A 22,183-nucleotide genomic window follows, 5' to 3' on the forward strand; every position below is an offset into this window, starting at 1 on the left:
TACCCGACGTTCGTCTCGCTGTTCACGGCGGTGTTGCTCATCTCCAACATCTGCGCCACGAAGGGCGTCGCGTTCTTCCCCGACCTCGACGTCAGCGTCGGCCCGCTGCAGATCCTGCCGATCATCACCGACGGCGGGTTCTTCCTGTTCCCGCTCGCGTACGTCCTCGGTGACGTCCTCAGCGAGGTGTACGGCTTCAAGGCAACCCGCCGTGCGATCTACCTGGGCTTCGGTGCACTGATCCTGGCCGCGGGCTGCTTCTGGGTCCTGCTGGAGCTGCCGTCTGCGGAGTTCTACGAGAACCAGGAGGCGCTGCACGCGGTCGTCGGGGTGTACCCGCGACTGCTGCTGGCAGGGCTCGCCGGCTACCTCGTCGGGCAGATGCTGAACTCCCTGGTCATGGTGACGATCAAGGAGCGCACCAAGGAGAAGTACCTGTGGGCGCGCCTGATCGGCTCGACCGTCGTCGGCGAGTTCGCGGACACCCTGATCTTCTGCGCGATCGCCGCCGGAGCCATCGGCATCAGCACCTGGGACGACTTCTTCAACTACCTGATCGTCGGGTTCCTGTGGAAGACCCTCGTCGAGGTACTGGTCATGCCGATCACCTACCGCGTCATCGCGTACGTCAAGAAGCACGAGCCGACGTACGTCGTCGCCTCCTGACACCACCCACTCCGCACGCCAACCACCCACGGCTGAACGTGGCGTTCACTCGATCCAACGAGATGAACGCCACCTTCAGCCAGGCAGCCGGTCGCACGCGCACCCACAGCCGGTCGCACTCCCTACCCACGGCTGAAAGTGGCATCCACCCGATCTGACGAGATGAACGCCACCTTCAGCCAGACGCGCGGGATCACCCCGGACGTCGGGGCCGTCGGGGTGTCGGTCAGGCGCGGGCGGTGGCGTAGAAGCTGCTGAGCGTCTGGGCGCGCAGGTCGTCGAAGTATCCGCCGTCGATGCTGTCCCGGATCCGGTCGACCAACCGGATCGTGAACCGCTCGTTGTGGATCGTCGCGAGCGTCGAAGCGAGCATCTCCTTCGCCTTGAACAGGTGGTGGATGTACGCGCGCGAGTAGTTCCGGCAGGTGTAGCAGTCGCAGTTCTCGTCGATCGGGTCGAAGTCACGCCTGAACCGGCTGGTGTTGATGTTGAACCGGCCGTTCTCCGTGTAGATCGCCGCATTGCGCGCCACCCGGGACGGGTTCACGCAGTCGAAGGTGTCGGCACCGTTCTCGATCGCGGTGAACAGGTCGTCCGGTTCGCTGATCCCGAGCAGATGCCGCGGCTTGTGCTCCGGCAGTTCCTCGTTGCACCAGCGGACGATGGTGCCCAGGTTCGCCTTCTCCAGCGCACCACCGATGCCGTAGCCGTCGAAGCCGCGGCCGGTCTCCCCGACGATCGACTCCAGTCCGCGGCACGCCTGACGCCGCAGGTCCTCGTACTGCGCGCCCTGCACGACGCCGAACAGCGCCTGGTACGGACGATGACGGCGCTCTGCTGTCAGGCGCTCGTGCTCGGCGATGCACCGCACCGCCCACGCCTGCGTCCGCTCCACCGACTGCTCCTGGTAGGCGCGCGTGTTGAACAACGTGGTGAGCTCGTCGAACGCGAAGATGATGTCGGCGCCGAGCTGGTGCTGGATGCCCATCGACACCTCCGGCGTGAACCGGTGGCGGGACCCGTCACGGTGCGACTTGAACGTCACCCCGTCGTCGTCGACGTGCGCGAGCCGTTCCTTGCCCTGCGCGATGACGTCGTCGGACTGCACACCGACGGCCTCCATCGCGAGCACCTTCTTGAAGCCGACGCCCAGCGACATCACCTGGAACCCGCCGCTGTCCGTGAACGTGGGGCCGGACCAGTTCATGAACCGGCCCAGCCCGCCCGCCTCGTCGACGACGTCCGGTCCCGGCTGCAGGTACAGGTGGTAGGCGTTGGCGAGGACGGCCTGCGCCCCCGCCTCCCGGATCGTCTCCGGAAGCACCGCCTTCACGGTCGCGTTGGTGCCGACCGCGATGAAGGCGGGCGTCGCGATGTCACCGTGCGGGGTGTGGATGGTGCCGGTGCGTCCGAGCTGCCCGGGAATCCCGGTCCCGACCGTGAAGAAGGGGTCGTTCGGCGAAGGCACCGGTGCGTCGTCGTTGCTGCTCACGCCGTCCATCCAAGCAGGCTCGGTCACGTCTGCACCTGCGCCGGTCCGGCGAACTGGCTGTGGTACAGCTCCGCGTAGGCGCCGTCCATCTCCAGCAGCCTGCTGTGCGAACCCTGCTCGACGATCGACCCGTCCTTCATCACCAGGATCACGTCGGCGTCCCGGACGGTGGAGAGTCGGTGCGCGATGACGAAGCTGGTCCGGTCGCTGCGCAGCGCCGCCGTCGCGTGCTGGACGAGCACCTCGGTGCGGGTGTCGACGGAGCTGGTCGCCTCGTCGAGGATGAGGATCGACGGATCGGACAGGAACGCACGCGCGATGGTGATGAGCTGCTTCTCACCGGCGCTGATGTTGTTGCCCTCCTCGTCGATGACGGTGTCGTAGCCCTTGGGGAGGGTGCGCACGAATCGGTCGACGTGGCTGACCCGCGCGGCGGCGACGATCTCGTCCTCGGTGGCGCCGGGGCGGCCGTAGGCGATGTTGTCGCGGATGGTGCCGCCGAACAGCCAGGTGTCCTGCAGCACCATGCCCATCCGGGAGCGCAGGTCGTCGCGGGTCATCTTCGAGATGTCGACGCCGTCGAGGAGGATGCGGCCTGCGTCCACCTCGTAGAACCGCATGATCAGGTTCACCAGTGTGGTCTTGCCCGCGCCCGTGGGGCCGACGATGGCGATCATCTGGCCCGGCCGCACGATGAGGTTCATGTCGTCGATCAGCGGCGTGTCCTCCTTGTACCGGAAGGACACGTCCTGGAACTCGACCAGACCGCGGTTCGTCATCGGCGTCGCCGCGGGCTCCGGATCGGGGGCCTGCTCGTCCTCGTCGAGGAGTTCGAAGACTCGCTCGGCGGACGCGACACCCGACTGCATCAGGTTCATCATCGAGCTGACCTGCGTGATCGGCTGCGTGAACTGGCGCGAGTACTGGATGAACGCCTGCACGTCGCCGAGGCTCATCGTTCCGGACGCGACCCGCATGCCGCCGACGACCGCGATGGCCACGTAGTTCAGGTTGCCGAGGAACATGACGGCCGGCTGGATGAGACCCGAGATGAACTGCGCCTTGAAGCCCGAGTCGTAGAGGCGGCCGTTGCGCTCGTCGAACGTGGCCCGCACGGCGTCCTGCCTGCCGAACGCCTGCACGATGTCGTGACCGGTGTAGCTCTCCTCGATGTGTGCGTTGAGCAGGCCCGTCGACTGCCACTGCGCGACGAAGTGCTTCTGGGAACGCTTCGCGACGAACGTCGTCACCGCGATCGACGCGGGCACCGTCAGGATCGCGATGAGCGAGAGCAGCGGCGAGATCCACAGCATCATGCCGAGGATGCCGATCACCGTCAGCACGGCGGTGAGCAGCTGGTTCACCGTCTGACTGACGGTTTGCGAGACGTTGTCGATGTCGTTGGTGACCCGCGACAGCACCTCGCCGCGCTGGGTGGTGTCGAAGTAGCGCAGCGGCAGTCGGTGCAGCTTCGCCTCCACGTCGGCGCGGAGCTGTCGGACGGTGCCCTGCACGATGTTGTTCAGCAGGTACGCCTGCAGCCACGCGAATCCCGATGCGAGCAGGAACAACACGAGCACGAGGACGAGGACCTGCCCGAGTGCCGTCCAGTCGATGCCGCTACCGGGCACGACGTTCATGCCGGACACCATGTCCGCGAACGTGTTCTGCCCCTCGGCCCGCAGCGCCTCGACGGCCTGGTCCTTGGTCAGGCCCTCCGGCAGCTGCCGGCCGATCATGCCGTCGAAGATGATGTTCGTCGCGTGGCCCATGATCTTCGGGCTGGCGACGCTGAACACGACGCTGAGCGTCGCGAGCAGCATGACGACGCCCACCTGGAACCGGTGCGGCCGAAGACGCCTCAACAGTCGGCGCAGCGACGGAAGGAAGTTGATGGCCTTCTTGCCCGGGATTGCGGTTGCACCGCCCGGCGTGGTCACGACGCCTCCTCGACGGTGAACTGGGATGCGACGATCTCGGAATAGGTCGGGCAGGTCTCGAGCAACCGGTCGTGCGTACCGACACCGACGAGCCGGCCGTCCTCGAGGACGAGGATCTGATCGGCGTCCATGATGCTCGACACCCGCTGCGCGACGACGATGACACAGGCGTCACGGGTGACGGGCCGCAGCGCGGCACGCAGCCGGGCGTCGGTGCCGAGGTCGAGCGCGGAGAACGAGTCGTCGAACAGGTAGATCTCCGCGTTGCGGACGAGGGCGCGAGCGATCGCGATGCGCTGACGCTGGCCGCCCGACAGGTTCGCACCACCCTGCGCGACGGGTGTGTCGAGTCCGGCGGGGGCCGACTTGACGAAGTCGGCGGCCTGCGCGACCTCCAGCGCCCGCCACAGCTGCGCATCGGTGGCCTCGGGATTGCCGTACCGGAGGTTCGTGGCGATGGTGCCGGAGAACAGGAACGCCTTCTGCGGGACGAGACCGATGGAGTTGCGCAGTCGGGTCGAGTCGACGTACCGGACGTCGGCGGCGCCGACCTGCACCTGACCTTCGGTGGCGTCGATCAGCCGCGGGATCAGATTGAGCAGCGTGGACTTTCCGGAGCCGGTTCCGCCGATGATCGCGGTCGTCATGCCGGGCTCGGCGAGGAAGCTGATGTCGCGCAGCACCGGTTCGTCGGCGCCGGGGAAGGAGAAGGACACGTCGCGCATCTCGACGATGCCGCGCGCGCGCCACGACTCGAGGTCCCGGGCCGGTTCGGACACCGACGGCTCGGTGTCGAGGACCTCGGTGAGCCGCTCCGCGCAGACCGACGCGCGCGGCAGCAGCACCGTCATCACCGTGACCATCATCACCGACATCAGGATCTGCATGATGTAGGTCAGGACCGCGGTGAGCGCGCCGATCTCCATCGTTCCCTGGTCGATGAGATGGGCACCGAGCCACAGCACGGAGATGCTGGTCAGGTTGGCGATCATCAGGACGGCGGGACTCATGACCGCCATCAGCCTGCCGACACGCAGCGCAACGGACACCAGCTGGTCGTTCGTGTCGGCGAACCGCGCCACCTCGTCGCGTTCGCGGACGAACGCGCGGACCACGCGGATGCCGGTGATCTGCTCGCGCAGAACCCGGTTGATCGCGTCGATCCGTACCTGCATGGACCGGAACTGGGGAACCATCTTCCGGACGATCAGGAACATGGTCAGTGCCAGCACCGGAACGGCGATGGCCAGCACCCATGCCAGTCCGTGCGACTGCTGGATGGACATGACGACGCCGCCGATGCACATGATGGGCGCAGCGACGAGGATCGTGCAGGAGATGACGACGACCATCTGGATCTGCTGGACGTCGTTGGTGTTCCGGGTGATCAGCGACGGGGCGCCGAAGAGCCCGACCTCCCGGGACGAGAAGTCGCCGACTCGGTACATCACGGCGGCGCGCAGGTCGCGGCCGAGACCCATTGCCGCGCGGGCGCCGAAGTACACGGCACCGATGCTGCAGGCGATCTGCAGGCCGGTGATGAGCAGCATGACGCCGCCGGTGGACAGGACGACACTCGTGTCACCCTTGGTGACACCGTCGTCGATGATCCTGGCGTTGAGGGTCGGCAGATACAGCGACGCCATCGTGGAAATCAACTGCAGTGCGATCACACCAGTGATGTCAGCCCGATACGGCCGCAGGTATGTCCGCAGCAGTGAGTACAGCATAGTGACCGAGGCTACCAACCAGCCTGTTTGCCGACCTGTTGCCGGTAGTGACTTCGGCTCACGACCTCGCGGCGGATGGCGTCAGCGTCGTTGCCAGGCCTCCGGGTCGGCGGTGAGCCGGCCGACGAAATCGGGCAGCGCGCCCGACGCGATGTCGGCGACCGTCACCTCTTCGAGCACCGCGCGCAGGTTCACGCGCACGGCGATCCACACGTCCCGCAGCGGCTTCGCGGGTCCGTCGTACTCGACCTCCTCCGGGCGCTCCCCGCGCACCGAGGCGAGCGGACCCTCCACCGAGCGGATGACGTCGGCGACGGCGATCTCCGCCGCGGGCCGGGCGAGCCAGTAGCCGCCGTCCGGCCCGCGGCGGCTCTGCACCAGACCGGCACGCCGCAGGTCTCCGAGGACGGCTTCGAGGAACTTGTGCGGAATCGTCTGGGCGGTGGCGAGGTACTCGGCCTTGACGGGCGTGCTCTCCGCTCCCGCGATCTCGACGAGGGTGCGCACGGCGTAGTCGACCTTCGCGCTGATGTGCACCGATCACTCCCTCGCCGGGCCCCGGGCGGGCCTCCGCGCCAATTCCTATCACGGTGGTATGGAATCGCCAAGGTTTACGTGCCGACCGGATTGACAGCGTCCGCCCGGCACTGACAACCTGAACGCATGTCCGGTCTGCCCACGCTCACGGTTCGACGCCACGTCGACCTCCTGCGTGTGGCCGGTGCGCTCTGTCGGTAGCGGCCCACCCCGCCTCCCTTCCGCATCCGCGGCACACCGCACCCTCATTCCGGAGACCCCATGAGCGTCGATCTGCACTGGTTCCTGCCCACAGCCGGCGACGGCCGCGGCATCGTGGACAACTCGAACTCCTCGAACGCCGACCCGCGCACCGCCGGCGAACGCGCCCCCACCCTCGACTACCTGACGCAGGTCGCGCGGGCCGCCGAAGCCGCCGGGTTCACCGGTGTGCTCACCCCGACCGGCACCCACTGCGAGGACGCCTGGCTGACCACCGCTGCCCTGATTCCGCTGACGACACGGCTCAAGTTCCTGGTCGCGTTCCGGCCCGGCGCCATCTCCCCGACCCTGGCGGCGCAGATGGCGTCGAGCTTCCAGCGCCTGTCGGGCGGGCGCCTCCTGCTCAACGTCGTCACCGGCGGCGACTCGATCGAGCAGCAGCAGTTCGGCGACTGGCTGAACAAGGACCAGCGCTACGCGCGGACCGCCGAGTTCATGCAGGCGCTGCGCGGAACGTGGGCCGACGAACCGTTCGACTTCACCGGCGAGCACTACACACTCGCGGGCGCCACCACCTCAGCGCCGCCGAATCCCGTGCCGCCGTTGTACTTCGGCGGATCGTCGGCGGCCGCGCTCCCCGTCGCGGGCGCGCACGCGGACGTCTACCTCACCTGGGGTGAACCGCCCGCCGCCGTCGCCGCGAAGATCGCCGCGGTGCGCGAACACGCCGAGCGCGCCGGCCGCACCGTCCGCTTCGGCATCCGCCTGCACGTCATCACCCGCGACACGTCCGCGGAAGCATGGGCGGTGACCGAGAAGATGCTCGCCGGCCTCGATCCCGACGCCGTCGCCGCCACCGCCGCCCGATTCGCGAACGCGGAGTCCGAGGGGCAGCGCCGGATGACCGCACTGCACGCGGGCAGCACCGCGAACCTGGAGATCGCCCCGAACCTGTGGGCCGGTGTCGGCCTGGTCCGGGGCGGCGCCGGGACCGCGCTCGTCGGCAGCCACACCGAGGTTGCGGACCGCATCGCGGAGTACCACGCCGCCGGTATCGACGAGTTCGTTCTGTCCGGGTATCCGCACGTCGAGGAGGCGTACTGGTTCGGTGAGGGCGTTCGCCCGATCCTCACCCGCCGCGGACTGCTGTCCGACAGCCCCGCCCTGGTTTCCGCCTAGTATTCCCCGGATCCCCGGATCGGCGGCGGCAGTCGGGTCCACACTGCATACATGCCCGCTCTGCCCGACCTGTGGAACTCCCTGCCGCCGCCGCTGCGCGACCCCGTAGCCCTCGCGATCCCGTTCTTCGTCCTGTTCCTCGTGATCGAGTGGGTCGCCGCGCGGCACCTCGGCGGCCCGGAGATCGACGGCGACGGGCGCGCGCACCCGCCCGAGGGCGGCTACGAGCAGCGGGACGCGCGGGCGAGCATCTCGATGGGTCTGGTGTCCGCCGCGACCAGCGCCGCGTGGAAGGCTCTCGCGCTGGTCGCGTACGCGGCGATCTACGCATATCTCGCGCCGTGGCACCTGCCGGCGGACGCCTGGTACACGTGGGTGATCCTGATCGTCGGCGTCGACTTCCTCTTCTACTGGTATCACCGGATCGCGCACCGGGTGCGGGTCGTGTGGGCCACCCACCAGGCCCACCACTCCAGCGAGTACTTCAACTTCGCGACGGCGCTCCGACAGAAGTGGAACAACAGCGGCGAGATCGTCATGTGGATTCCGTTGCCGCTGATCGGCATTCCGCCGTGGATGGTGTTCGTCGGGTTCTCCATGAACCTCGTCTACCAGTTCTTCGTGCACACCGAGCACGTCGACAAGCTGCCCCGGCCGATCGAGTTCGTCTTCAACACACCGTCACACCACCGGGTGCACCACGGCTGCGACCCCGAGTACCTCGACCGGAACTACGCGGGGATCTTCGTCGTCTGGGACCGGATGTTCGGCACCTACCAGGAGGAGACGCACCGACCCACCTACGGGCTGACGAAACCGGTCGGTACCTACGACATCCTCACCCTGCAGAGCCACGAGTACGCCGCCATCGGCCGCGACGTCGCCGCGGCCGACACCTGGCGGGACAAGTTCGGGTACGTGTTCGGCCCACCGGGTTGGACGCCACAGCGGGGTGACTAGCTCTTCTGGAGGCTCACGAGGAAGTCGACGGTGCCGGTGGGATCGACGGTGACGAAGCCCAGCGACGGCGGCGTCACGCCATAGTCCGTCCAGGTGACGGGGATGGCGCCGGAGGCGATGAGGTCGCTGCCGGAACGCAGTACCTCGACGTCCACGGTGACCGGCTGCGACGCGCCCTTCAGCGTGAGGGTGCCGGTCGCCGTGACGGTGCCCGTGGTGCCGTCGGTCGGCACCGCGGACAGGTCCACCGGGGTGTCGATGGTGAACGTCGCGGTCGGGAACTCGGCGGTGTTCATCACGTTGCCGGTGAACTGGCCGTCCCGTCGCCCGTTGTCCGTCTTGATCGTCGCGACCTGCACGGTGACCTCACCCGCGGTGAGCTTGCCGTCCTGCACGGTGGCCGCGCCGTCGACGTCGCCCGTCGTGCCGACGACGGTCACGCTGGCGCCGTTGAGGATCTCGTGCACCGTGTAGCCGGCGGCGGTGGCGTTGGGGGCGGTCCCCGGCGCCACCGACCACTGGCCGTCGATGTCACCCTCGGCGGCCTGCGCGCCCTCCGTGGAGACGGTCGCGGCGGGCGCGTCGTCCTCGGCGATCCAGTTCCCGTACACCCACGGCCCGGCGACGACCGCCAGCACCACGAGCGCGACGATTCCCCCGACGATCCACCATCGCTTGGTCATGACCGCCACGATAGTTGACAGTTCAAGGTCGTGTGCGGCTCAGCATCCGCGGCGAACGGATCAGCAGTTGTCGAACTTCCATTCGCCGTCGACGTAGCGCCACGTCATCGGCGCCTTGTTGCCCTTGCCGTCGAAGGACGTCGCGACGACCGTGGCGGAGTCGCCGTCCAGGGTGATGGCGAGTTCCTGCGGACCGGAGAAGTCCCGGCCCGCATACGCCAGGGACGCGGCGTCCGCGTAGTCGTCGCGGCTGAACATGTCCTGGCACCGCTGCGAGAGAGTGTCGTAGTCCTCCGCGAACTCCGACTTCTGCAACCGCCCGTACTGGGCGTCCAGAGTGGCGCGCAGACTCTCCTCGGTCGGCGGCGCCGACGAGTCGTCCGAAGAGCACCCGGCCAATGCCAACACCGCCGCGCCGGCGAGCGAAATCACGATCGAAGCCTTCATCACCGGCACATGGTTACCAGATCGGCGCGTTCCCCGTCCCCGGACCGGAGAAATCGGTCCGAACGACGGACACACAGAAAAAAGCTCCCCACCTGCGTACACAGGTGGGGAGCTTCTGGCGGTGGCGGAGGGATTTGAACCCTCGGACGGGGGTTACCCGTCACACGCTTTCGAGGCGTGCTCCTTAGGCCGCTCGGACACGCCACCGCTGGTGACTTTACCCGACCCGCCCGCACGACACTAAATCCGCTGGTCAATCCGCCGAACTTACAGCGCTCCGGACCGCGGCTCACGGCTGAAGGTGGCTTTCATCTCGATCAGCCGCACGAAGGGGCCGTTCAGCCGAGACGGTGGGTGCGGAAGAAGTCGTCGAGCAGGGCCGCGCAGTCCGCTTCGAGGACGCCGCCGCGGACCTGCGGGCGGTGCGTGAGCCGCCGGTCCCGGACCACGTCCCACAGCGAGCCCACCGCCCCGGTCTTCGGCTCCCACGCCCCGAACACCACCCGGGACACCCGCGCCAGCACCAGGGCACCCGCGCACATCGTGCACGGCTCCAGGGTCACCGCCAGCGTCGCGCCCTCCAGCCGCCAGCCGTCGCCGTGCACGGCGGCCGCCTGCCGCAGCGCCAGCACCTCGGCGTGTGCGGTGGGATCCCCGGACGCCTCGCGCGCGTTCGCGGCGCGTGCCAGCTCCCGCCCCTCGGCGTCGAAGACGACCGCGCCGACGGGAACGTCGGCCGGGTCGGCGGCGCGCGCCGCGTCGAGGGCGGCACGCACCATCGCCTCGTCGCGGGCGAGCGGTGGGGTCACCGCAACGGAGCGTCGAGCACTGCCGACAGCTCGGAACCGAACCCGAGACGCTGCGCAATCATGGTCAACTGCTCGTCGGGGTACAGATCGGTCTCCGCGAGGATCACGCCGAGCACCGGCTCGGGCAGCCCGAGATCCGACAGCACCGAGAGGTCACCCTCTTCCCAGGGCTCGATGTCGTCGAGCTCGTCCGCGTCGATGTCAGGCGTCTCGATGTTCAGCGCCTCCAGGACGTCGGCGGCGATGTCGTACTCCAGCGCCATCGTCGCGTCCGACAGCAGCAGCCGCGTCCCCGCCGGGGCGGGACGCAGGATGACGAAGAACTCCTCGTCGATGTCGAGGAGGCCGAACACGGCACCCGATGCCCGCATCTCGCGAAGTTCCTTCTCGGCCTGTTCGAGGCTGGTCAGAGCCTCCGCGCTCAGCGCGGTGCACTTCCATTTCCCGTCGTCGAGAACCACTGCAACACCTACGCCGTCGAGGGCGTCGATCTGGTCGGACGAGGCATTGTTCCCCGCGCGTTGAGCAGCCATGCGGCAACCGTAGTCCGCGGGTGCCCCCGACATGAAGTTCAGCGGCGCAAATGTGCCAACCTATCGGGGTGTCGGCTGAATCGAGTGCTCCTCCGGTATGCGTCCTCGGGCTCGGCCTGATCGGCGGTTCCCTCCTGCGAGCCGCGGCCGCATCCGGCCGCCAGGTGTGGGGCTGGAACCGCTCACCGGAGTCCGCCGACCAGGCGCGTGGCGACGGGTACGACGCGGGCACCGACCTGCGCGCTGCACTCGAACGGGCCCGCGAACAGAACGCGATCGTGGTGATCGCCGTTCCCGAACCCGCCCTCGACCCGGTCCTGGCACAGATCGGCGAGCACGCCCCCGACTGCACTCTCACCGACGTGGTCAGCGTCAAGGGCTCGGTCCTCGCCGCGGTCCGCAGGCACGGGCTGGCCGGCCGGTTCGTCGGCGGTCACCCGATGGCGGGCACCGCGGAGTCGGGCTGGCCCGCAGGCGACGTCGACCTGTTCCGCGGGGCGGTGTGGGTGGTCGCCGCGGAGGACGACACCGCCCCGGACGACTGGACGCGAGTCGCGCGTCTCGCCCTCGACTGCGGCTCCGTCGTGGTCCCCGCCGGAGCCGACGAGCACGACTCCGCGGTCGCCCGGATCTCGCACCTGCCGCACCTGCTGGCCGAGGCGCTGGCGGTGACCGCGGCGGCGGGCGGTGACCTCTCGCTCGCGTTGGCTGCCGGCTCCTACCGCGACGGCACCCGAGTAGCCGGTACGGCGCCGGCGCTGGTCCGGGCTATGTGCGAGGCGAACGCGCAGGCGTTGACCACGGCCCTGGACGAGGCTCTGGCCCTGCTCACCGAGGCGCGCCGCGTCCTGTCCGAGACGGGCAGCACCGAGGCGCTCGTCGACGCGGGGCACACCGCGCGCGGCCGCTACGACGACCTCGACCGCTGGGAAGTCACCGACCCCGCGATCGGTACCGAGGGCTGGCAGCAGGCGTTGCGGGACGCGGGTCGTCGCGGCGGTGTGATCCGCGCGCTCTGAGCCGCCGGGGCGTCAGATCCGTTCGGCGAGACCGGGATAGTCGAGGAGGAATCCCTGACCGTCGACGGAGATCGTCGAACTCGACACCGGGGACAGCACGTGGATGCCGTCGGGTCCGGAGCTGTAGGTCAGTTCCGCCGGCCGGACGCTGAGGTCGGGCAGGTACACGTACACGACCGGCACCTGGTGGTTCTCGGCGTTGTGCTGCAACCCGAGCCGACGGATCGGCAGGGTGTTGAAGAACGGGCTGAGCACGACGTCGACGTCGAGCGCCCCACCGAACCCGGACCGGTGGTGGTTCGTGCCGTCCTCGACCATCCAGTAGCCCTCGAGGTCCCGGCTGATCGAGACGTGCCGCTCGCCGGAGGCGAGGCTCGTCCGCAACGACAGTCGGCGCGTCACGCCTGCCTCGTCGGTGACGAGATCGTAGGACGCGCTGAAGGCGGGATGATCGGCGCAGTCGCCGCCGATGATGCGCCCGGCCGCTCTGATCCGGTTGCCCACCAATTGCACTCGCACGGACTCCATTCGGGGGGCGTTGTGCGCCCGCCACGTGAGAACCGCCGGCCACACGGTGTCGTCGCGCTGTGCTGGATTGGTCACCTGTCTACGGTAAGCGACGCCGCCCCGATCAGCAGCCGAGGTGCCGTGCCACGCCGGACGCGTCGCCCGCGCACCGCCGCATTCTGAACCATCGCCGCCGTCTTCGGCCGGGAATGACGAAACCACTCCATGGGATAACGCCTTGGTCACAGAATGGCACTGATCGGATGACAGCACCAGGAGGAATTCGATGGCCGACAATCAGGAGATCTGGTCAGCCGAAGCCCGCCGAGTCCTGATCGAGGTGGCAGGCACCTATCAGCGCACCGTCACCTATCAGGAACTCGCGGACGAGATCCAGGAACGTTCCGGTGTCCGTACCCGAAACCTCCTGCAGAACTGGATCGGCAAGACGCTCAGCCGCGTCGGCGCGGAATGCGCGTCCCGAGGCGAGCCGCTGCTGTCGTCGCTGTGCATCAGCGTGAACGGCACCGTCGGCGAGGGCTACGCGAAGTCGGTCGCCGCGACCTACGGCTTCGCCCCCGACGACCTCGAACAACACGCCGCAGAGGAACGTCTGAGCTGCTATCGGCACTTCGGCGCCGTCGACCTCCCCGCCGACGGCGGCATCGCGACGCTCGCGCCGAGCGTGGTGCTCGCGCGGGCGAAGGCGCAGAAACGTGACCGCAGCAGGCGGCGCGAACTCGTCACCACCTGCGGCGACTGCTTCCAGGTGCAATCGCTGACCGGGACGTGCGGCTGCAGCTGGTGACCGCAGCAGGCCCGCTCGCGTTGTAGTCGCCATCGGCGCGGGATAGCGTCCGAGGCGTACCCAGCAGCGGCCTCGCAACCCCCGGCCGACCTCCGGCCCGGCGCGACCGCGGGAAGGTGCGTCGCATGAAGGCCATCCAGTACACCACCATCGGCGCCGAGCCCGAGGTGACGGAGATCGAGAAGCCGTCACCGGGTCCCGGCGAGGTCCTCCTGAAGGTCACCGCCGCGGGCGTCTGCCACTCCGACGACTTCATCATGAATCTGCCCGAGGATCAGTATGTCTACGGGCTGCCACTGACCCTGGGCCACGAGGGTGCGGGCACCGTCGTAGAGGTCGGTGCCGGGGTGTCCGGCATCGACATCGGCACCAATGTCGTGGTGTACGGGCCATGGGGATGCGGCACCTGCTGGCACTGCTCGCGCGGTGAGGAGAACTACTGCTCCCGCGCCTCGGAGCTCGGCATCACCCCTCCGGGCCTGGGTTCGCCTGGTGCGCTCGCCGAGTACATGATCGTCGACTCGCCGCGTCACCTCGTGCCCATCGGTGACCTCGACCCGGTCGCGACGGTGCCGCTCACGGACGCCGGACTCACGCCCTACCACGCGATCAAGCGGTCCCTGCACAAGCTGCGGGGCGGCTCCACCGCGGTCGTGATCGGCACGGGAGGTCTCGGTCACGTCGCCATCCAGCTCCTGCGTCACCTGTCCCCGGCCCGCGTCGTCGCGCTCGACGTCAACGACGAGAAGCTGCAGTTCGCCCGCGAGGTCGGCGCACACGAGGCCGTACTGTCCGACAAGTCCGCGGTCGAGAACGTCCGCGCGATCACCGGGTCGGAGGGCGCGGCGCTGGTCCTCGACTTCGTCGGATACCAGCCGACCATCGACATCGCGATGGGCGTCGCGGGCGTCGCGTCGGACGTGACCATCGTCGGGATCGGCGACTTCATCGCACACGCGAAGGTCGGATTCGGGCAGAGCCCCTACGAGGCCGCCGTCACGTCGCCGTACTGGGGGTCGCGGAGTGAACTGATCGAGCTGATCGATCTCGCACACCAGGGCGTATTCGACATCGCGGTCGAGCGGTTCACCCTCGACGACGGCGTCGAGGCGTATCGCCGACTCGCCGCGGGTACCCTGCGCGGCCGGGCGGTGATCGTGCCCTGAGTCCGCCACGGTCGCCCGCATTCGCGCAGGTGACCGCGGGCTTGTAGTCTTCGCGGCGTGAAATCTCGGGGCCCGGCCTTCGCGCGGATGCGCGGCGGCTTCGTCGGCTCCCTGTCCGGCGCCGTGACGGTCGCCGCGCACGCCGCGGGCGGCGGCATGGCTCCGTCGCAGAGTTCCGTCGTGCTGCTCGTGCTGGCGTGCTCCGCCGTCGGTGCGCTGGTCTCCTCGATCCGCGTGCGCCGCCACGACCTGGTGTTCCTGGTCGGGGCCCTGACCGTAGGCCAGGCACTCGGGCACGCGACGCTGTCGGTCGGTGCCGGCGCGCACCACGGTCTACAGCTGGGCCCGGCGATGCTGACCGCGCACGCCGTCGCCGCCGTCGCCGCCGCGGTCCTCATCCGCGCGGGCGGACGCGGCTGCGAGATCGCCGTCGCTTCCCTGCGCTCGATCCTTCCGGCGCCGTTCACCCCGGTCCCGGCACCTGCTCTTCCCACTCGGCCCCTTCCGGTCCTTCACCGGCAACTCCGACGCTGGCACCTCGTCGGGGCACGTCTCGGCACCCGCGGTCCTCCGGTTCTCGCCTGACGCACCCACACCCACCACCACCGGCGTGATCCGTGGTGGTGACGTCGGTGTGCGCATTCCACCTCACCCCGGCGGCTTCGCCACCCGTGCGCACTTCTGGTAGCCGGAGCTACCAAAAACGCGCACAGGTGCGGAGCGCCTTCCTCGCCGCAGCGCGACACTCCCCGACCCCGGTTGCTGATGTCGCTGCGCGCGCCCGCACTTCGAGAATCGAGAACAGACATGTCCGCACCCGACATCGAACGGGCGACCGGCCCGTCACCCGACCCCGCACCGCCAGGTAGGCGGCGCACCGTCCGCCCGCTGATGATGCGTCTGCACTTCTATGCAGGGATCCTCGTCGCTCCCTTCATCCTGATCGCAGTCGTCACCGGCGGCCTGTACGCCGTCGCCCCGGCGCTCGAGGGGCTCGTCTACCGCGACCAGTTGCACGTCGAGTACACCGGCCCCACGCAGCCGGTGGCCGACCAGATCCGCGCCGCCCAGGCGGTGCGACCCGACCTGACCGTCTCCGCGGTCCGGCCCGCGCCGAACGAAGGCGACACCACCCGCGTCCTGTTCACCGACCCGAGCCTCGGCGAATCGGAGCGGCTCGCGGTGTTCGTCGACCCGTCCACCGCGCAGCCCGTCGGTGAACTCGTCGTCTACGGCAGCAGCAGCGCGCTGCCGATGCGCACCTGGATCTCCCAGCTGCACCGGCACCTGCACCTGGGCGAACCCGGCCGCATCTACAGCGAACTCGCCGCGAGCTGGCTGTGGGTGGTCGCCCTTGGCGGCGTCTACCTGTGGTGGGACCGCTACCGGAAGGCACGCGCCCGTGACAACGGCAAGGCGCGACTGCTCACCGTCGACCGCACCTCGAAGGGCCGGAACCGCACCCTGAACTGGCACGGCGTCGTCGGCATCTGGATCGCGGTCGGGCTGGTGTTCCTGTCCGCGACCGGATTGACCTGGTCGAAGTACGCCGGCGAGAACGTCTCCGACCTGCGCACCGCCCTGTCGTGGACCACCCCGGCACTGGACAAGACGATCGGGGACACCGCGCCGGCGTCCGGCGGTGGTCACGACGGACACGGCGGCGGTCACGAAGGCCACACCGACACGACCGTCGTCGACACCAACATCGACGAGATCGACGACGTGCTCGCGATCGCCGCCGAGAACGGCGCGAGCGAGGCCGTCGAGGCGTCGATCCCCGCGGACACGGCAACGGCGTTCACCGTGGCCGAGACCCGGCAGCCGTGGGCGCTCGAGCAGGACTCCGTGTCCGTGGACGGCGCCACCGGCCGGGTCGTCGACGTGCTCGACTTCTCGACGTTCCCACTGATCGCGAAGCTGACGACATGGGGCATCGCACTGCACATGGGTCTGCTGTTCGGGCTGCTGAACCAGCTGGCGCTGCTCGCGCTGTCCATCGCGCTGGTCACGGTGATCGTGCGCGGCTACGTCATGTGGTGGCGCCGCCGCCCGACCCGCGGATCCGACTGGGCGGTGGGCCGTCCGCCGCTGCGCGGTGCGCTGCGGCAGGTGCATCCGGTCGCGGCGGTCGCAATCGTGGCCGCCGCGGTCGCGGTCGGCTGGTTCGTACCGCTGCTGGGGTGGACGCTGCTCGGGTTCCTCGTGATCGACCTCGCGGTCGGCGCCGCCAAGCGCGCCCGCACCTGACGATCCCGGGGGTGCTTCTCGTCACAGGAGGCACCCCCGGCTCGTCCGTCCGAGACGCCGACCGCCGAATGCACGAGATCCCCGCCACCTTGCGGTGACGGGGATCTCGGTGGTGCGCCCGAAGGGATTCGAACCCCTAACCTCTTGATCCGTAGTCAAGTGCTCTATCCGTTGAGCTACGGGCGCATGTTCTTCAATTGTGCCGGACAACCGGCTGTGCCGGAAATCCGGCACTGTCAGCAAGCTGACATGGCGGAAGCGAGAGGATTTGAACCTCCGGTCCCCTTTGAGGAGGACAACTCATTAGCAGTGAGTCCCATTCGGCCGCTCTGGCACGCTTCCTAGGCTCAGGTCCTTTCGAACCGCCGGGACGAAAGATTACACATGGACCGCCATGATCTGCAAAACGCCTGGTCATCCACCCGTTTACGCAGGTCGACCGTCGAGGCGACACCGCGGGGCTACTGTGACCTGGTGACCGCACGCATCCGCCCCGATCTCGACACCTTCCCCTCCTACGTTCCGGGCAGGAGCTTCCCCGGCGCCCACAAGCTGGCGAGCAACGAGACGACGGCCGGGCCGCTGCCCTCGGTGGCGTCGGCGATCGCGACTGCCGCGGCGGGCGTCAACCGCTACCCCGACAACACGAACACCGCGCTGCGCGAGTCGCTGGCCGAGCGGCTCCGGGTCGGTGTCGAGCGGATCGCGATCGGTTGCGGTTCGGTGAGCCTGTGCCAGGAGCTGGTACAGATCGCCGCGGGCCCCGGCGACGAGGTGATCTTCCCGTGGCGTTCCTTCGAGGCGTACCCGGTGGTGACGCAGGTGGCGGGGGCGACGCCGGTGCCGGTGCCGCTCACGGCCGATCACGCGCACGACCTGGACGCGATGGCCGCGGCGGTGACCGACCGGACGCGCCTGGTCTTCGTCTGCAACCCGAACAACCCGACCGGCCGGACGCTGTCGGCCGCCGAGATCACGTCCTTCCTCGACGCCGTGCCGTCACACGTCCTCGTCGCGCTCGACGAGGCGTACTTCGAGTACGTCCGACCGGGCACCGATGCAGGCGACACGATCCCGGACGGCGTGGTGCTCGCCGAGGGCCGCCCGAACGTCGTTGTGCTGCGCACCTTCTCGAAGGCATACGGACTGGCGGGCCTGAGGGTCGGCTATGCCGTCGCGGCCCCGGAGATCGTCGTGGCACTGAGCAAGGTGCACACCCCCTTCGCGGTGAACTCGGTCGCCCAGTCCGCAGCGATCGCATCGGTCGCGGCCGCCGACGAACTCCTCGCGCGCACCGATCAGGTGGCGGCCGAGCGGACGCGGATGCGGGACGCACTGGTCACCGCCGGCTACGAGGTCCCCGAGTCCGGCGGCAACTTCGTGTGGCTGCCGCTGGGTGGAAAGTCGCAGGCGTACGGCGACGCCAGCGCGGAGGCAGGAGTCGTGGTGCGGGCATACGGGACCGACGGTGTGCGGATCACGATCGGCGATCCGCACGAGAACGACGCGTTCCTCGCGTTCGCCACTAGCACCGGCCTCGAACTGTTGAAGTCCTGACGCCGGGTCAGACCCGCAGGGCACGGGCCAGTGTCGGCCATGCGTCGTGCAGGTCCTGCTCCCAGTACGGCCAGGAGTGGGTGCCGGTGTCCCGGTAGCGGAACATCGCCGGGATGCCGAGCTCACGCAGTCGCGCTTCGAACAGTCGGGTGCACGTGAGCGCGGCCGACTCGAGAGCCGCGCCCAGCGTCATCGCACTGAGTCCGTCCACGGTGGTCGGATCGTCGAGCGCACCCGCGACACCGTTTCCGGTCGACACGTAGATCTGTTTGCCGCGCAACGCTTCGGCGTTCCGCATCGGATCGTTCGCTGCCCACGTCGGGTCGCCGTCCGGGCCCCACATGTTGTCGGCGTCGCCGCCCTTCCACGCCACGGTGGCCCGCACCGACAGCCGCGAGTCCGCCTGGCTGTTGTCCGCGCAGCCGCTGAACGCCGCCACACCGGCGTACATGTCGGGATGCCGTGCGGTGAGGTTCAGTGCGGCGTGGGCGCCCATCGACAGGCCCGCGATGGCGTCGATCCCGTTGCCGTCGAACCGGGCGTCGACGATCGGCGGCAGTTCCTCCGTCAGGAACGTCTCCCACTCGTCGACGCCGAGCCTCGGGTCGGGCCGCAGCCAGTCGGTGTAGTAGCTGCCGGTGCCGCCGACCGGCAGCACCACGTTGACGGGCTTGTCGGAGAAGAATCGGACGGCGTCGGTGCGCTGCGTCCAGGTGCTCTCCCGATAGTTCGACTCCTCGCCGCCGCCCGCACCGTCGAGAAGGTAGAGGGTCGCCCGGGGACCGGTACCCGGGGGCGGCAGCAGCACCTGGACCTGCACGATCTCCCGCATGGACGGCGAATGAACGAACAGCGCGACCCGACGGTCGCCGAGCACGGTGACGTGGTCGACGGTCGCGGTCTGCCGACCGGACGGAATCCGGGCCCCGGCGGGGGTGGCCATCAGGCCGCAGAGGACCACGGACAGAGCCAACGTCACGAGTAGCTTCACGGGCCCACCTCGTGCGGCACACCGCCGGGTTGCGGACGAGCCGCCGGAGGTAACGCTATCGGATCACCGGACCAGCCGCAGAGCGAGCCGAATCTCGTTGCCATTCCTCACGGTTGCCCGTCCTGCTACACACTCATCGCGTGCGACAGGCTCGGCCAGGAGGAGCGCAGTGCGTCCTGCCAGTACGGCCAGGTGTGGGTGCCGCCGCGTGTGTAGTCGAAGGTGGCGGGGATGCCCAGGTCCTCGAGTCGCTGTTCGAACCCGAGCGTGCAGTGGTAGGCCGCGGCTTCCAGCGAACCGCCGAGCAGCATGATCACCGGCAGGTCGGGGTCGTCGAAGCGCTCGTGCTCACCCATCGCTCCGCTGCCGACGGAGGAGTAGACGACCTTGCCGCGCAACGCTTCCGCGTTCGCCATCGGGTCGTGTGCCGTCCAGTCCGGGTCGTCGTCGGTGCCCCACATGTTGTCGGCGTCGCCGTCGACGTATCCGACGGATCGGCGCACCATGAAGCGCGCTTCGGGGCTCGTGGTGTCAGCGCATCCGCTGTACGAGGCGACGCCGGTGTACAGCTCGGGCTTGCGGGTGATGAGGTTGAGCGCGGCCGCGCCGCCCATCGACAATCCCGCAACCGCGTTGACGCCGTTGCCGTCGAACTCGTCGTCGATCAACGGAGGCAGTTCCTCGGTGAGGAAGGTCTCCCACTGGTTGACGCCCAGGACGGGGTCGGTCTTCTGCCAGTCGGTGTAGTAGCTGCCGGTGCCGCCGACCGGGAGCACGACGTTGACCGGCTTGTCCGCGAAGAAGTCCACGACGTCCGTCTGCGTGGTCCAGTCGCTCTCCTGGCCGTCCGACTCCGTGCCGCCACCGACACCGTCGAGGAGGTACAGCGTCGGGCGGGAGGCGTCGACGTCGGCGGGCAACAGCACCTGAACCTGCACGATGCGGCCCATCGCAGGTGAGTCCACGAACACCGCCGCCCGGCGGTCGGTCAGCATCGTGACGTGGTCGACGGTCGCCGTCTCCGTGTGGGTACCGCCCGCGACCGCGTGCGGCGCGGCGAGTGCCGTCGTCGCCACCGCCAGGGCCGTTGCCATCAGGATCTTCATCTGTCCGCCTTCGAAATGCAGCGCGGGCCCCCACCCCGGGCGTGATGGTCGTTCGGCACACTCTGGCAGCCGACAACCATGATCAGCAAAAGTTGCGCGAACCGATCACTGCTACTGTGATGCCAATCACACCATCGGACGAGGTGAATCATGCGCATTCACTACCGGGTTCGGGTCACCGCCGCGGCACTCGCCGTCACTGGTTGTGCCGCGCTGGTCGCCGGGTGCGTCGAGCCGTCGGAGGCGGCTCCGGCCGACCACGTCCTCACGGGTCCGAGCGTCCCGATCGGTGAGGGCAGCGGACACACGTACGTCACCGTCGCCGACGACGGAACTCCCGCCGCCGTCGGCATCCGGCTGGCCGCGGCGGCACTCGACGGCCTCGGCACGGACATGCACTCTCCGATGGAGGTTTTCGACCTCGACCTGCCGCCGGACGCCCCGCCGACGGTGTTCGAGTCGGTGACCGTCGACTGGAACCCGCACGGGCACGAACCCGCGGGCGTCTTCACCGCGCCGCACTTCGACATGCACTTCTATCTGCTGAACCGGGACGAGGTCGACGCCATCGAGCCGACGACGTTCGACTTCGTCCGGCAGGCGTCGACGCTCCCGCCGGGCCGGTACATGCCCGTCGACTACGTCCCGCCGCCGGGACCGCCGCTCCTGCACACCGTCAGCAGGATGGGCCTGCACTGGACCGACGCGGCGGATGGCGTCGGCGCGCCCGGATACGTCTTCGACCAGGTGCTGCAGGCCGGATCGTGGGACGGCGCGTTCACCTTCCTGGAGCCGATGATGACCCGCGACTGGATGCTCACCAGGCAGAGCGTCGCGGAATCGGTCAACCAGCCCGAGGCGTACGCGGAGGCCGGCTACTACCCGACCACCTACACCGTGAACTACGACGACGACACCTCCGAGTACGTGATCGAACTCGGCGGGATGACGCTACGCGAGGCGTCGTGAACGGACCGCCGGCGGCGAACAGGTAACGGTGTCGCCGTTCGGAACCGGCCGCCCGGCACCGCGCCTACAGTCGGTCCGGGTCGTACTTCGTCCGCAAGGAGAGGACCACGATGAAACCGATCGCCACACTCGCGGCATCCGCGCTCGTCGCCGCCGCCGTGTTCACCGGCACCGGGACCGCACTCGCCGATCCGGCCCCTCCCCCGCCGCCCCCGACGAAGCAGCAGGCCCTCGACACCATGCTCGCCGAACTCGGCGTCGCCTGGGCTCAGGGCGGCGCCGCCGGAACCGCGATAGGAGCGGTCGTCGGCCTCGGCATCGGCTGCGTGTCGATGTTCCCGGGAAGCCTCGCCGGATGCATCATCGGCGCTCCGACGGGCGCCACGATCGGCGGCCTGATCGGCATGGGCAACGGGAACCCGAAGGTGCAGCAGTCGATCGAGACGTACCTGAACACTCCGTAGGACTCAGCCCGCGAGGTCGTCCGGTTCGATCGGGTCGCGGGCCCAGTCCTGGGCCGTCACGGCCGAACCTGCCCGGATCCACCGGATCGCCAGTGCGCCCGCGAGCGCGACCGCTGCCGCCACGAGAATCCTCATGGCGTACAGCATCACACGCGGCATCCGCCTCACC

At 69.0% G+C, this 22,183-nt stretch carries 24 protein-coding genes and 3 tRNA genes; 12 read left to right on the top strand and 15 right to left on the bottom strand.

From position 1 onward, the window contains the following. On the top strand, positions 1 to 666 hold a 666-nt coding region (locus ACFSJG_RS07185), incomplete at its 5' end, for a queuosine precursor transporter (protein WP_378484524.1). 226 nt (positions 667 to 892) lie between these two features. Here ACFSJG_RS07185 and tgt read toward each other — a convergent pair. From tgt to ACFSJG_RS07205, 4 genes are all read right to left on the bottom strand, one after another. Then, positions 893 to 2,167: a tRNA guanosine(34) transglycosylase Tgt gene (gene tgt / locus ACFSJG_RS07190; RefSeq protein WP_378485242.1), complete on the bottom strand. Its 1,275-nt coding sequence runs from the start codon at positions 2,165 to 2,167 to the stop codon at positions 893 to 895. A 14-nt stretch (positions 2,168 to 2,181) separates the two neighbouring features. Further along, a complete protein-coding gene (locus ACFSJG_RS07195; protein WP_378484525.1) occupies positions 2,182 to 4,098 on the bottom strand; it encodes an ABC transporter ATP-binding protein in 1,917 nt (638 codons plus the stop codon). Further along, entirely contained in the window at positions 4,095 to 5,828 is a 1,734-nt protein-coding gene (locus tag ACFSJG_RS07200) for an ABC transporter ATP-binding protein (RefSeq protein WP_378484526.1), read from the bottom strand. The genes ACFSJG_RS07195 and ACFSJG_RS07200 overlap by 4 nt, the downstream gene beginning before the upstream one ends. An 81-nt stretch (positions 5,829 to 5,909) precedes the next feature. Beyond that, complete coding sequence (locus tag ACFSJG_RS07205; protein ID WP_378484527.1) at positions 5,910 to 6,365, bottom strand: RrF2 family transcriptional regulator; 456 nt, start codon at positions 6,363 to 6,365, stop codon at positions 5,910 to 5,912. 126 nt (positions 6,366 to 6,491) lie between these two features. Here ACFSJG_RS07205 and ACFSJG_RS07210 point away from each other — a divergent pair, with 126 nt between their 5' ends. Genes ACFSJG_RS07210 through ACFSJG_RS07220 form a run of 3 tightly spaced genes read left to right on the top strand, consistent with a single transcriptional unit; the run spans position 6,492 to position 8,705 of the window. Then, on the top strand, positions 6,492 to 6,566 hold the full coding sequence (locus ACFSJG_RS07210; RefSeq protein ID WP_378485243.1) for a putative leader peptide: 75 nt from the start codon (positions 6,492 to 6,494) through the stop codon (positions 6,564 to 6,566). A 60-nt stretch (positions 6,567 to 6,626) separates the two neighbouring features. Beyond that, positions 6,627 to 7,745 carry an LLM class flavin-dependent oxidoreductase gene (locus tag ACFSJG_RS07215; RefSeq protein WP_378484528.1) on the top strand — a complete coding sequence of 373 codons (1,119 nt, stop codon included), beginning with the start codon at positions 6,627 to 6,629 and terminating at the stop codon, positions 7,743 to 7,745. Positions 7,746 to 7,796: 51 nt separating this feature from the next. Next, the gene (locus ACFSJG_RS07220) at positions 7,797 to 8,705 is read left to right on the top strand and encodes a sterol desaturase family protein (RefSeq protein ID WP_378484529.1); all 909 of its coding nucleotides are present in this window, start codon (positions 7,797 to 7,799) and stop codon (positions 8,703 to 8,705) included. Here ACFSJG_RS07220 and ACFSJG_RS07225 read toward each other — a convergent pair. The 5 genes from ACFSJG_RS07225 to ACFSJG_RS07245 all read right to left on the bottom strand — a co-directional run bounded on the left by ACFSJG_RS07225 (position 8,702) and on the right by ACFSJG_RS07245 (position 11,177). Continuing rightward, positions 8,702 to 9,388 (bottom strand): YceI family protein, encoded by a 687-nt coding sequence (locus ACFSJG_RS07225; RefSeq protein WP_378484530.1) that lies wholly within the window; start codon positions 9,386 to 9,388, stop codon positions 8,702 to 8,704. The two genes, ACFSJG_RS07220 and ACFSJG_RS07225, sit on opposite strands and share 4 nt — an antisense overlap. 60 nt (positions 9,389 to 9,448) lie before the next feature. Further along, entirely contained in the window at positions 9,449 to 9,820 is a 372-nt protein-coding gene (locus ACFSJG_RS07230; protein ID WP_378484531.1) for a hypothetical protein, read from the bottom strand. A 131-nt stretch (positions 9,821 to 9,951) separates the two neighbouring features. Beyond that, a tRNA-Ser gene (locus tag ACFSJG_RS07235) sits at positions 9,952 to 10,042 on the bottom strand. A 131-nt stretch (positions 10,043 to 10,173) separates the two neighbouring features. Beyond that, the gene (locus ACFSJG_RS07240; RefSeq protein WP_378485244.1) at positions 10,174 to 10,614 is read right to left on the bottom strand and encodes a nucleoside deaminase; all 441 of its coding nucleotides are present in this window, start codon (positions 10,612 to 10,614) and stop codon (positions 10,174 to 10,176) included. Positions 10,615 to 10,640: 26 nt separating this feature from the next. Next, positions 10,641 to 11,177: a tRNA adenosine deaminase-associated protein gene (locus ACFSJG_RS07245; RefSeq protein WP_378484532.1), complete on the bottom strand. Its 537-nt coding sequence runs from the start codon at positions 11,175 to 11,177 to the stop codon at positions 10,641 to 10,643. A 50-nt stretch (positions 11,178 to 11,227) separates the two neighbouring features. On the opposite strand from ACFSJG_RS07245, the gene ACFSJG_RS07250 reads away from it, so the two are divergent. After that, positions 11,228 to 12,196 carry a prephenate dehydrogenase gene (locus ACFSJG_RS07250; RefSeq protein ID WP_378484533.1) on the top strand — a complete coding sequence of 323 codons (969 nt, stop codon included), beginning with the start codon at positions 11,228 to 11,230 and terminating at the stop codon, positions 12,194 to 12,196. A gap of 12 nt (positions 12,197 to 12,208) precedes the next feature. Here ACFSJG_RS07250 and ACFSJG_RS07255 read toward each other — a convergent pair whose 3' ends face one another. Continuing rightward, positions 12,209 to 12,799, bottom strand: coding sequence for a putative glycolipid-binding domain-containing protein (locus ACFSJG_RS07255; RefSeq protein WP_378484534.1), 591 nt, complete (start codon positions 12,797 to 12,799; stop codon positions 12,209 to 12,211). 190 nt (positions 12,800 to 12,989) lie between these two features. On the opposite strand from ACFSJG_RS07255, the gene ACFSJG_RS07260 reads away from it, so the two are divergent. The 4 genes from ACFSJG_RS07260 to ACFSJG_RS07275 all read left to right on the top strand — a co-directional run bounded on the left by ACFSJG_RS07260 (position 12,990) and on the right by ACFSJG_RS07275 (position 16,927). Next, positions 12,990 to 13,511, top strand: a complete 522-nt coding sequence (locus tag ACFSJG_RS07260) for a hypothetical protein (protein WP_378484535.1) — start codon at positions 12,990 to 12,992, stop codon at positions 13,509 to 13,511. 125 nt (positions 13,512 to 13,636) lie between these two features. Continuing rightward, positions 13,637 to 14,677 (top strand): NAD(P)-dependent alcohol dehydrogenase, encoded by a 1,041-nt coding sequence (locus ACFSJG_RS07265; RefSeq protein ID WP_378484536.1) that lies wholly within the window; start codon positions 13,637 to 13,639, stop codon positions 14,675 to 14,677. A gap of 57 nt (positions 14,678 to 14,734) precedes the next feature. After that, positions 14,735 to 15,262: a hypothetical protein gene (locus ACFSJG_RS07270; protein WP_378484537.1), complete on the top strand. Its 528-nt coding sequence runs from the start codon at positions 14,735 to 14,737 to the stop codon at positions 15,260 to 15,262. A gap of 222 nt (positions 15,263 to 15,484) precedes the next feature. Further along, complete coding sequence (locus ACFSJG_RS07275; protein ID WP_378484538.1) at positions 15,485 to 16,927, top strand: PepSY-associated TM helix domain-containing protein; 1,443 nt, start codon at positions 15,485 to 15,487, stop codon at positions 16,925 to 16,927. Positions 16,928 to 17,037: 110 nt separating this feature from the next. Here ACFSJG_RS07275 and ACFSJG_RS07280 read toward each other — a convergent pair. Further along, positions 17,038 to 17,113: transfer RNA gene (locus ACFSJG_RS07280), tRNA-Arg, on the bottom strand. Positions 17,114 to 17,177: 64 nt separating this feature from the next. Beyond that, positions 17,178 to 17,269: transfer RNA gene (locus ACFSJG_RS07285), tRNA-Ser, on the bottom strand. A 132-nt stretch (positions 17,270 to 17,401) separates the two neighbouring features. On the opposite strand from ACFSJG_RS07285, the gene hisC reads away from it, so the two are divergent. Continuing rightward, a complete protein-coding gene (gene hisC, locus ACFSJG_RS07290; RefSeq protein ID WP_378484539.1) occupies positions 17,402 to 18,484 on the top strand; it encodes a histidinol-phosphate transaminase in 1,083 nt (360 codons plus the stop codon). A 7-nt stretch (positions 18,485 to 18,491) separates the two neighbouring features. On the opposite strand, the gene ACFSJG_RS07295 is transcribed toward hisC, so the two are convergent. Further along, a complete protein-coding gene (locus tag ACFSJG_RS07295; protein ID WP_378485245.1) occupies positions 18,492 to 19,427 on the bottom strand; it encodes an alpha/beta hydrolase in 936 nt (311 codons plus the stop codon). A 173-nt stretch (positions 19,428 to 19,600) separates the two neighbouring features. Continuing rightward, complete coding sequence (locus tag ACFSJG_RS07300; RefSeq protein ID WP_378484540.1) at positions 19,601 to 20,581, bottom strand: alpha/beta hydrolase; 981 nt, start codon at positions 20,579 to 20,581, stop codon at positions 19,601 to 19,603. 150 nt (positions 20,582 to 20,731) lie between these two features. Here ACFSJG_RS07300 and ACFSJG_RS07305 point away from each other — a divergent pair, with 150 nt between their 5' ends. Both ACFSJG_RS07305 and ACFSJG_RS07310 read left to right on the top strand, forming a co-directional pair. Next, on the top strand, positions 20,732 to 21,550 hold the full coding sequence (locus tag ACFSJG_RS07305) for a DUF5602 domain-containing protein (protein ID WP_378484541.1): 819 nt from the start codon (positions 20,732 to 20,734) through the stop codon (positions 21,548 to 21,550). Positions 21,551 to 21,660: 110 nt separating this feature from the next. Further along, positions 21,661 to 22,014 carry a hypothetical protein gene (locus ACFSJG_RS07310; RefSeq protein ID WP_378484542.1) on the top strand — a complete coding sequence of 118 codons (354 nt, stop codon included), beginning with the start codon at positions 21,661 to 21,663 and terminating at the stop codon, positions 22,012 to 22,014. Between the two features lie 3 nt (positions 22,015 to 22,017). Here the strand turns inward: ACFSJG_RS07310 and ACFSJG_RS07315 are convergent, their stop codons facing one another. Further along, complete coding sequence (locus ACFSJG_RS07315; RefSeq protein ID WP_378484543.1) at positions 22,018 to 22,149, bottom strand: hypothetical protein; 132 nt, start codon at positions 22,147 to 22,149, stop codon at positions 22,018 to 22,020. Between the last annotated feature and the right edge of the window lie 34 nt (positions 22,150 to 22,183).

Source organism: Rhodococcus gannanensis, from assembly GCF_042681175.1.
Lineage (GTDB): Bacteria > Actinomycetota > Actinomycetes > Mycobacteriales > Mycobacteriaceae > Rhodococcus_G > Rhodococcus_G gannanensis.